8 protein-coding genes are annotated in these 10,385 nt (G+C 52.0%); 3 read left to right on the top strand and 5 right to left on the bottom strand.

Annotated features, from left to right (window positions below; genetic code table 11):
- The 5 genes from rpsA to RDN66_RS04350 all read right to left on the bottom strand — a co-directional run.
- Nucleotides 1–1,197 (bottom strand): 30S ribosomal protein S1 (rpsA, locus tag RDN66_RS04370; protein ID WP_308537581.1); only part of this gene is annotated, 1,197 nt, incomplete at its 3' end.
- Between the two features lie 115 nt (nt 1,198–1,312).
- Complete coding sequence (gene cmk / locus RDN66_RS04365; protein WP_123651316.1) at nt 1,313–1,996, bottom strand: (d)CMP kinase; 684 nt, start codon at nt 1,994–1,996, stop codon at nt 1,313–1,315.
- Nucleotides 1,997–2,235: 239 nt separating this feature from the next.
- Nucleotides 2,236–3,519: a 3-phosphoshikimate 1-carboxyvinyltransferase gene (gene aroA / locus RDN66_RS04360; RefSeq protein ID WP_035892438.1), complete on the bottom strand. Its 1,284-nt coding sequence runs from the start codon at nt 3,517–3,519 to the stop codon at nt 2,236–2,238.
- Nucleotides 3,520–3,588: 69 nt separating this feature from the next.
- Nucleotides 3,589–4,677 carry a 3-phosphoserine/phosphohydroxythreonine transaminase gene (serC, locus tag RDN66_RS04355; protein ID WP_115074626.1) on the bottom strand — a complete coding sequence of 363 codons (1,089 nt, stop codon included), beginning with the start codon at nt 4,675–4,677 and terminating at the stop codon, nt 3,589–3,591.
- Between the two features lie 200 nt (nt 4,678–4,877).
- Nucleotides 4,878–5,570, bottom strand: a complete 693-nt coding sequence (locus tag RDN66_RS04350) for a DUF421 domain-containing protein (RefSeq protein WP_202216137.1) — start codon at nt 5,568–5,570, stop codon at nt 4,878–4,880.
- A gap of 127 nt (nt 5,571–5,697) precedes the next feature.
- Between RDN66_RS04350 and ycaO the strand changes: the two genes are divergently transcribed.
- From ycaO to pflB, 3 genes are all read left to right on the top strand, one after another.
- Nucleotides 5,698–7,458, top strand: a complete 1,761-nt coding sequence (gene ycaO / locus RDN66_RS04345) for a 30S ribosomal protein S12 methylthiotransferase accessory factor YcaO (RefSeq protein ID WP_202216138.1) — start codon at nt 5,698–5,700, stop codon at nt 7,456–7,458.
- A gap of 406 nt (nt 7,459–7,864) precedes the next feature.
- Nucleotides 7,865–8,722, top strand: a complete 858-nt coding sequence (focA, locus tag RDN66_RS04340) for a formate transporter FocA (protein ID WP_035892441.1) — start codon at nt 7,865–7,867, stop codon at nt 8,720–8,722.
- Between the two features lie 55 nt (nt 8,723–8,777).
- Nucleotides 8,778–10,385 (top strand): formate C-acetyltransferase (gene pflB / locus RDN66_RS04335; protein WP_308537580.1); only part of this gene is annotated, 1,608 nt, incomplete at its 3' end.

Here is a 10,385-nt window from a genome sequence, read left to right as displayed (position 1 = left end):
GTTCCAGGAGATGTCAGACAGGTGAACCAGGCCGTGGATGCGGCCGTCCAGGCCGATGAAGATACCGAAGTCAGTGATAGACTTGATTTTACCTTCAACACGGTCGCCCTTGTTGTGGGTTTCCGCGAACTGCTGCCATGGGTTAGATTTGCACTGCTTCAGACCCAGGGAGATACGACGACGCTCTTCGTCGATATCCAGAACCATTACTTCCACAACGTCGCCAACGTTAACAACTTTGGACGGGTGGATGTTTTTGTTGGTCCAATCCATTTCGGAAACGTGAACCAGGCCTTCAACGCCTTCTTCGATTTCAACGAAGCAGCCGTAGTCGGTCAGGTTGGTCACGCGACCAGTCAGTTTGGTACCTTCCGGATAACGTTTAGCGATAGCTACCCACGGATCTTCGCCCAGCTGTTTCAGGCCCAGGGATACACGGGTACGTTCGCGGTCAAACTTCAGCACTTTAACATTGATTTCGTCGCCCACGTTGACGAGTTCGCTCGGATGCTTAACGCGTTTCCATGCCATGTCGGTGATGTGCAGCAGGCCGTCAACGCCGCCCAGATCAACGAATGCACCGTAGTCAGTGAGGTTCTTAACGATACCTTTAACTTCCATGCCTTCCTGCAGGTTTTCCAGCAGCTGATCGCGCTCTGCGCTGTTTTCGGATTCGATAACGGCACGACGAGAAACAACAACGTTGTTACGCTTCTGGTCCAGCTTGATTACTTTGAATTCAAGCTCTTTGCCTTCCAGGTGCAGAGTATCACGCACTGGACGAACGTCTACCAGGGAACCTGGCAGGAACGCACGAATACCGTTCAGCTCAACAGTGAAGCCACCTTTAACTTTGCCGTTGATAACACCGACCACAGTTTCAGCTTCTTCATAAGCTTTTTCCAGCGTGATCCAAGCTTCGTGACGCTTAGCTTTCTCACGGGACAGCAGGGTTTCGCCGAAGCCGTCTTCTACTGCGTCCAGCGCAACGTCAACTTCGTCACCGACCTGAATTTCCAGCTCGCCGGCTGCGTTTTTGAACTGCTCTGCAGGGATTGCAGATTCAGATTTCAGACCCGCATCAACCAGGACTACGTCTTTGTCGATAGAGACAACAACGCCACGAACGATGGAACCCGGACGGGTTTCGATTGTTTTTAAGGATTCTTCAAATAGTTGAGCAAAAGATTCAGTCATGTTTAATCTTCAAAAGTTAGATTAACGTCCATCTGACACCATGTCGGATGGGGTTGTTTCACATACCCGCTGACACTCCATTGCCGCGGGGTACTACAAAAAATTCGGTCGCGTTTTACGCGAGTGCCAGTTTCTGGCGCGCATAGTCTAACGCTTTTTCAATTACTTGCTCAATGCTTAAGGTGGTGGAATCCAACACTAAAGCATCGGCGGCAGGAACCAGTGGCGCAACAGCACGATTACGATCGCGATCATCACGCTCCTTTATCTCTGCCAAAAGGCGCTCAAAGTTAACACTAAAGCCCTTTTCCTGCAACTGCAGCATGCGGCGGTTCGCACGTTCTTCCGAAGAGGCATCAAGGAAAATCTTAACAGGCGCGTCCGGGAACACCACGGTGCCCATATCACGGCCATCGGCAATCAGGCCCGGCGCTTCACGAAAGCCACGCTGGCGGCGCAAAAGCGCTTCACGCACACGCGGGAACGCCGCGACCTGTGACGCCGCATTAGCCACTTCCTGAGTGCGGATTTCACCGCTAACGTCTTCGCCTTCCAGAATGACCTCGAGCGTGCCGTCAGTTGATACAAAACGCACATCCAGATGCACCGCCAGCGGAACTAACGCATCTTCTGAGGCGACATCCACATGGTGATGCAACGCCGCTAAGGCCAGAACGCGATAGATAGCGCCTGAGTCCAGCAAGTGCCATTGCAATGCTTCTGCCATTGCTTTGCACAGTGTGCCTTTACCTGCGCCGCTTGGGCCGTCAATGGTAATTACCGGGGCAATTGCCGTCATCTCTTTCTCCTTAATAAAAGGCATATACAACGTAAACGCCGCGCATTATACGCATCTCTGGGCCAGACGGTTACCTTTGTCTGCGAATTCCAGAATTAGCCCCATGAATGACAGGAGAATAGATAAGTATAGAGGCCTGACGACAGGAGAGGCTGAAAACTGACGTGGATTTACTTTTTGCTATCGCGATGAACGAAAAACGCCGACGTTACGCCGGCGTTTGTCGAGGAAAATCACTATCAGGCTAACGTACTGATACGCGCCAACTGCTCAAAATAGTCCGGGAACGTTTTCGCCGTACATTTCGGATCAAGAATGGTGACAGGCGTATCCGACAGCGCCACCAGCGAGAAACACATCGCCATACGGTGATCGTTGTAGGTCCCGATTTCGGCAAAATTCAGTGTAGCAGGTGGGGTAATGCGAATGTAGTCCTCACCCTCTTCCACTTCCGCGCCCACTTTACGCAGCTCGGTTGCCATCGCGAACAGGCGGTCAGTCTCTTTAACACGCCAGTTGTAGATATTGCGAAGCGTGGTTGTTCCTTTCGCGAACAGCGCTGCCGTCGCGATAGTCATCGCCGCATCAGGAATATGGTTCATATCCATATCAATGGCGTTGAGTTCGCCACGGGTACAGGCGATAAAATCGTCGCCCCAGGTAATGGTTGCGCCCATTTTTTCCAGGACATCGGCAAAGCGAATATCACCCTGCACGCTGTAGCGACCAATACCGGTCACCTTCACGGTACCGCCTTTAATCGCACCGGCAGCCAGGAAATATGACGCTGACGAAGCATCACCTTCGACCAGATACTGACCCGGAGAAACGTACTGCTGACCACCGCGCACGACAAAGCGCTGGTAGCTCTGGTTTTCCACTTCAACACCAAACGTTTTCATCAGGTGCAGCGTGATGTCGATATACGGTTTAGAAACCAGGTCACCTTTGATGGTGATAGTGGTGTCCTGCGGCGCCAGCGGTGCCGTCATCAATAACGCAGTTAAGAACTGGCTTGAGACGCTACCGTCTACCTCAACGCTACCGCCGTTAAAACCACCTTTCAGGCGCAGCGGTGGATAGTTTTCCTGCTCCAGGTACTCAATCTGCGCGCCGCCCTGACGCAGAGCATCAACCAGGTGGCCAATCGGGCGCTCTTTCATGCGCGGTTCGCCGGTCAGGACGATGTTGTTTTTACCGAGGCACAGCGCTGCCGCCAGCGGACGCATCGCGGTACCGGCATTGCCAAGGAACAGCTCTAGTTCGTTGGAAGTCTGAAGCGGGCCTGCATTGCCGGTCACTTCACAACGGGTGCGATCGTCAGACAGGGTGTATTGAATCCCCAGCGCCTTCAACGCGTTCAGCATGTGGCGGACATCATCGCTGTCCAGCAGGTTAGTCAGAACGGTCGTGCCACGCGCTAAAGCCGCCAGCAGCAAAGCACGGTTCGAAACGCTTTTAGAACCGGGCAAATTGATCGTGCCATCGACGCGCGCGATAGGTTGTAACGTCAGGGATTCCATGAAACTCAACTCTCAAAAACAGAAGTAAAAACCCCACGAGCTAGCCGTGGGGATGAATAAAAAACCAGATTAACCGTGGCGGCGTTCGAAGTCCTGCATGAATTCCGTCAGCGTCTGTACGCCGGCCAGCGGCATGGCATTGTAGATAGAAGCACGCATCCCGCCCACCACGCGGTGGCCTTTCAGCGCATGCAGACCCGCTGCAAAGGACTCTTCAAGGAACAGTTTGTCCAGCGCGCTATCCGCGAGCTGGAACGGCACGTTCATACGTGAACGGTTGGCGCTTGCCACATCGTTACGATAGAAATCACTGCCATCAATAGTGTTATACAGAAGATCGGCCTTCTGCTGATTGATACGATCCATTGCGGCAACGCCGCCCTGCTCTTTCAGCCATTTGAAGACCAGACCTGCCAGATACCAGGCGAAGGTCGGCGGCGTGTTGAACATCGAGTCGTTATCGTTCAGCACGGTATAGTCGAGGATTGATGGGCAGGCAACGTGCGCTTTACCCAGCAGGTCTTCACGTACGATAACCAGCGTTAAGCCCGCTGGACCGATATTTTTCTGCGCGCCAGCGTAGATCACGCCATAACGGCTCACATCAATCGGACGTGAAAGGATGGTTGAGGAGAAGTCGGCAGCAACAATCACGTCTTTACCGAAGTCTGGTGTCTCTTCGATGGCAATACCGTCGATGGTTTCGTTCGGGCAATAGTGCAGATAAGCCGCGTTATCAGAGAGCTGCCAGTCGCGCATCGGTTTGACCGCGCGTTTACCTTCTACGGTGATTTTGGCGTCAATAACGTTCGGGTTGCAGTATTTTTTGGCTTCTTTAACCGCACTTGCCGCCCAGTAGCCGGCATCGACGTAATCAGCCGTGGTTTTGTCGCCGAGAATATTCAGCGGTACGCCCGCGAACTGACCGCGACCACCACCGTGACAGAACAACACTTTGTAGTTGGAAGGGATGTTAAGCAGGTCGCGGAAATCTTTTTCTGCTTCCTCTGCCACGTGGATAAATTCTTTACCGCGGTGGCTAACTTCCATTACCGACGTGCCTAATCCGTTCCAGTCGCAAAGTTCTTTTTGCGCCAGTTTAAGGACATCTGCCGGAAGCATTGCCGGACCTGAACTGAAATTAAAAACCTGAGCCATAACCCTCACCACATTGCAATGTTGTCTGACCGCATGCCTCGCGCGTCATCAACGCGTGGGCATAAGTTATTCCTGTGGCTATTGGTTTTATCATTCAGTGACACGCGCCGCAATGTCTAAAACTTTCAGGTATCGAAATGCGGCCCTCATCACACAATAGATTCTGTCGACTTGCCGGTACAAAACCGACAATATTGCTGTCAGGCGATGCGTTTTGCCCTGCTGGCCTTCGACCATGCCGGATTTGTGCAGCGCGGGCATATTTGACGCTCACCCGCCTGCAAGCGGGTCACGTGGCTACACTGAGTACAGGCGTACTCCCCCGGTTCTGGCACCGCCTTAAAACGCTGCATCAGGCTATCGGGTAAAATGCACAGCCCCGGCTTGACGTCATCGTCAGCGTAGTAGAACACGCTAATCTGCCCGTCGGTTTCCATAATCGCCAGACGAACCTGCCCAAGCTGTTCAACGCTGTTGAGCCGCAGCTCCATAAAAAAGTCCAGCTCCGTGAGATTCCCTTCCCGCACGTTTTCCCAGGCCAGCTGCCCTTCCTTCACAATGACCACCGCTTTACCTTCAAGGAGATCCTGCACTTTTTCGCTTTTCGCCATTAGCCACATCACCAGCCGATACAGCAGCGAGAGCGTGACGAAAACAGCAAATACCGGCACCAGCGGGACATCATCATAAAAAGCTACGTCGCCCGCCGCCGATCCCAGCGTCAGGATAATTAGCACTTCGAAGAGCGACATCTGCCGGACGCCGCGGCGTCCGGTGATTTTGAGAAACAGAAAAACCAGCACAAAGGTAAAGAAGCACCTTAACGCCACTTCGCCTAAAAATTCAGGGGGGAACTTATCAAAAGCCATCCGTTGAAGATCAAATGCTTTCATTTTTCGACGCCGTAACAGTACGTTAATGTCAGTAAGCATAGTCGTCCCTTTTATTTTCGCCGAAGATAGCACCCGTCACGCAAAACCCGTATCATTGCGCGCTTTCCGTACGACAAAAGAGATTGCTATGACGCAAACCTATATTCCCGGCAAAGATGCCGCACTGGAAGATTCCATCGCTCGCTTCCAGCAAAAGCTGCTCGATCTGGGTTTCGACATTGAAGAAGCCTCCTGGCTGAACCCGGTTCCTAACGTCTGGTCGGTGCATATTCGTGATAAGGCATGCTCTCTGTGCTTTACCAACGGTAAAGGCGCGACCAAAAAAGCCGCACTGGCCTCCGCGCTGGGTGAGTACTTCGAACGTCTCTCCACCAACTATTTCTTCGCCGACTTCTGGCTGGGCGACAAAATTGCTAACGATCCGTTCGTCCACTACCCGAACGAAAAATGGTTCCCACTGACCGACGACGATGAAGTGCCTGAAGGCCTGCTCGATGCTCGCCTGCGTGCGTTTTACGATCCTGACGATCAGTTAACCGCCAGCATGCTGGTCGACCTGCAGTCCGGCAACGACGATCGCGGCGTATGCGGCCTGCCGTTTACCCGCCAGTCCGACGGCGAAACTATCTATATCCCGATGAACATCGTGGCTAACCTGTACGTTTCTAACGGCATGTCTGCGGGTAATACCCGTAATGAAGCCCGCGTACAGGGGCTGTCTGAAGTCTTCGAACGCTACGTGAAAAACCGTATCATCGCGGAAAGCATCAGCCTGCCGGAAATCCCGGCCGAGGTACTGGCGCGTTACCCTGGCGTCGTTGAGTCCATCAAAACGCTGGAAGCGGAAGGTTTCCCAATCTTCGCTTACGACGGTTCTCTGGGCGGTAAATACCCGGTTATCTGCGTCGTGCTGTTCAACCCAGCCAATGGTACCTGCTTCGCGTCCTTCGGCGCGCACCCTGATTTCGGCGTTGCGCTTGAGCGTACGGTGACCGAGCTGCTGCAGGGCCGCGGTCTGAAAGATCTCGACGTGTTCACTCCACCTACCTTCGATGACGAAGAAGTCGCTGAACATACCAACCTCGAAACCCACTTCATCGACTCCAGCGGTCTGATCTCCTGGGATATGTTCAAGCAGGATGCGGACTACCCGTTTGCAGACTGGAACTTCTCAGGCACAACCGAAGAAGAGTTCGCCACCCTGATGGCTATCTTCAATGAAGAAGATAAAGAAGTGTACATCGCCGACTATGAGCACCTGAGCGTTTACGCTTGCCGCATCATCGTGCCTGGCATGTCCGATATTTATCCAGCGGAAGATCTGTGGCTCGCTAACAACAATATGGGCAGCCACCTGCGCGACACCATTCTCTCCCTGCCGGGAAGCGAGTGGGAAAAAGAAGCGTACCTGAATCTCATCGAACAGATGGATGACGAAGGCCTGGACGATTTCACCCGCGTACGTGAGCTGCTGGGCCTGGCAACCGGTCCAAACAACGGCTGGTCGACCCTGCGCGTCGGAGAGCTGAAAGCCATGTTGGCACTGGCGGGGGGCGACCTTGAACAGGCGCTGATCTGGACCGAGTGGACCATGGAGTTCAATGCTTCTGTGTTCAGCCCGGAGCGTGCTAACTACTACCGTTGTCTGCAAACGCTGCTGCTGCTGTCTCAGGAAGAAGAACGTGAACCTCTGCAGTACCTGAACGCGTTCGTCCGTATGTACGGCGCAGATGCCGTAGAAGCGGCCAGCGCGGCGCTGAGCGGTGAAGAGGCCTTCTATGGCCTGCAGCCTGCTGATGGCTCCCTGGAAGCCTTCCCTGCGCATCAGTCGCTTCTGCAGGCCTACGAGAAGCTCCAGCGCGCTAAAGCGGCTTTCTGGGCAAAGTAGGATATTTCCCGCAGAAAAAGTAGGTTTAACGTACAGTCTACGCTATATTACGGGGCCAAATATTGGCCCCTTTTTTTTATTTCCACGCTTCGCTTCGTAGAGCTGTGAAAATAAAGTTAAACATAAGTAAACACAATATTTAGTAGCTTACATTCATTGTTAATTTGCACAATCATTACTCCATTTTAATTAACTAATAAAATGAAGGATAAAGAAAAAATTCAACTGAATTTGCAAATCTTAAAATTTATTTTTATCATTAGATTCAATAAATTACCCTGAGATCGTTGAAAAACCATTCGTTCTTCAGGCCTATAAGCCAGGCGAGATATGATCTATATCAAATTCTCATCTATAATGCTTTGTTAGTATCTCGTCGCCGATTAAATAAAAAGAGAGAGTTAGTGTGAAAGCTGACAACCCTTTTGATCTACTCCTTCCTGCTGCGATGGCTAAAGTTGCCGAAGAAGCAGGTGTCTATAAAGCAACCAAGCATCCGCTGAAAACCTTTTATCTGGCGATTACTGCGGGCGTCTTTATCTCGATTGCTTTTGTTTTTTACATTACCGCAACCACGGGTACCGCAGGTATGCCATTCGGCATCGCGAAACTCATTGGTGGTATTTGTTTCTCCTTAGGCTTAATTCTTTGCGTGATTTGTGGCGCAGACCTCTTTACCTCTACCGTGCTGATTGTTGTGGCGAAAGCCAGCGGCCGCATCACATGGGGTCAATTGGCAAAAAACTGGCTCAACGTCTATGTTGGTAACCTGATTGGTGCACTGCTTTTCGTGTTGCTAATGTGGCTTTCCGGCGAGTACATGACGGCCAACGGCGGATGGGGGCTCAACGTCCTGCAAACTGCTGACCACAAAATGCACCATACATTTATCGAAGCCGTTGCTCTCGGCATCCTGGCGAACCTGATGGTCTGTCTGGCAGTGTGGATGAGCTACTCTGGTCGCAGCCTGATGGATAAAGCCATGATTATGGTTTTACCGGTTGCCATGTTCGTTGCCAGCGGTTTTGAGCACAGTATCGCAAACATGTTTATGATCCCGATGGGTATCGTAATACGCGATTTTGCTAGCCCGGAATTCTGGACCGCTATCGGTTCTACTCCGGAAAGTTTCTCTCACCTGACCGTGATGCACTTCATCACCGATAACCTGATTCCCGTGACTATCGGGAATATCATCGGCGGCGGTTTGCTGGTTGGGTTGACATACTGGGTCATTTACCTGCGTGGCGGTGACCGTCATTAATTGACGATTGCTCCAGGCAGTAAATAAAAAGTCCACTTAAGAAGGTAGGTGTTACATGTCCGAACTTAATGAAAAGTTAGCCGCAGCCTGGGAAGGTTTTACCAAAGGTGATTGGCAGAATGAAGTAAACTTACGTGACTTCATCCAGAAAAACTACACCCCATATGAAGGTGACGAATCCTTCCTGGCTGGCGCAACTGACGCGACCACCAAGCTGTGGGATAGCGTAATGGAAGGCGTTAAACTGGAAAACCGCACCCACGCGCCAGTTGACTTTGACACCGCCGTAGCTTCAACCATCACTTCCCACGACGCTGGTTACATTAACAAGTCGCTGGAAAAAATCGTTGGTCTGCAGACTGAAGCTCCACTGAAACGTGCTCTTATCCCGTTCGGTGGCATCAAAATGATCGAAGGTTCCTGCAAAGCGTATGACCGCGAGCTGGACCCGATGATCAAGAAAATCTTCACCGAATACCGTAAAACGCACAACCAGGGCGTGTTCGACGTTTATACTCCGGACATCCTGCGCTGCCGTAAATCCGGTGTTCTGACCGGTCTGCCAGACGCCTACGGCCGTGGTCGTATCATCGGTGACTACCGTCGTATCGCCGTTTACGGTATCGACTACCTGATGAAAGACAAATTCGCTCAGTTCTCCTCCCTCCAGTCTGACCTGGAAAACGGTGTGAACCTGGAAGCGACTATCCGTCTGCGTGAAGAAATCTCTGAACAGCACCGTGCGCTGGGTCAGATCAAAGAGATGGCTGCTAAATACGGCTACGACATCTCTGGTCCGGCTACCAACGCTCAGGAAGCTATCCAGTGGACTTACTTCGGCTACCTGGCTGCGGTTAAATCCCAGAACGGCGCGGCAATGTCCTTCGGTCGTACTTCCAGCTTCCTGGATATCTACATCGAACGTGACCTGAAAGCAGGCAAAATCACTGAGCAAGACGCTCAGGAAATGATTGACCACCTGGTCATGAAACTGCGTATGGTTCGCTTCCTGCGTACCCCTGAGTATGATGAACTGTTCTCCGGTGACCCAATCTGGGCGACTGAATCTATCGCAGGTATGGGCGTTGATGGCCGTACTCTGGTTACCAAAAACAGCTTCCGCTTCCTGAACACCCTGTACACCATGGGTCCTTCTCCAGAGCCGAACATCACCGTTCTGTGGTCTGAGAAACTGCCACTGGCGTTCAAAAAATATGCCGCTAAAGTGTCCATCGACACCTCTTCTCTGCAGTACGAGAACGATGACCTGATGCGTCCTGACTTTAACAACGATGACTACGCTATCGCTTGCTGCGTAAGCCCAATGATCGTTGGTAAACAAATGCAGTTCTTCGGCGCACGTGCAAACCTGGCGAAAACCATGCTGTACGCAATCAACGGCGGCGTTGATGAAAAACTGAAAATGCAGGTTGGTCCTAAAACTGAGCCAATGAAAGGCGACGTTCTGAACTACGACGAAGTTATGGATCGTATGGACCACTTCATGGATTGGCTGGCTAAACAGTACGTCACCGCGCTGAACGTCATCCACTACATGCACGACAAGTACAGCTACGAAGCCTCTCTGATGGCGCTGCACGACCGTGACGTTATCCGCACCATGGCGTGTGGTATCGCTGGTCTGTCCGTTGCTGCTGACTCC

Source organism: uncultured Kluyvera sp., assembly GCF_902485085.1.
In the GTDB taxonomy this organism is placed as follows: Bacteria; Pseudomonadota; Gammaproteobacteria; order Enterobacterales; family Enterobacteriaceae; genus Kluyvera; species Kluyvera ascorbata.
Note: the sequence above shows the minus strand (reverse complement) of the source record. Positions and strands in the feature narration are given on the sequence as shown.

Coding starts and splice junctions, on each gene's coding strand:
- cmk (WP_123651316.1), bottom strand. CDS start 1,996: ATGACGGCAATTGCCCCGGTAATTACCATTGACGGCCCAAGCGGCGCA.
- aroA (WP_035892438.1), bottom strand. CDS start 3,519: ATGGAATCCCTGACGTTACAACCTATCGCGCGCGTCGATGGCACGATC.
- serC (WP_115074626.1), bottom strand. CDS start 4,677: ATGGCTCAGGTTTTTAATTTCAGTTCAGGTCCGGCAATGCTTCCGGCA.
- RDN66_RS04350 (WP_202216137.1), bottom strand. CDS start 5,570: ATGAAAGCATTTGATCTTCAACGGATGGCTTTTGATAAGTTCCCCCCT.
- ycaO (WP_202216138.1), top strand. CDS start 5,698: ATGACGCAAACCTATATTCCCGGCAAAGATGCCGCACTGGAAGATTCC.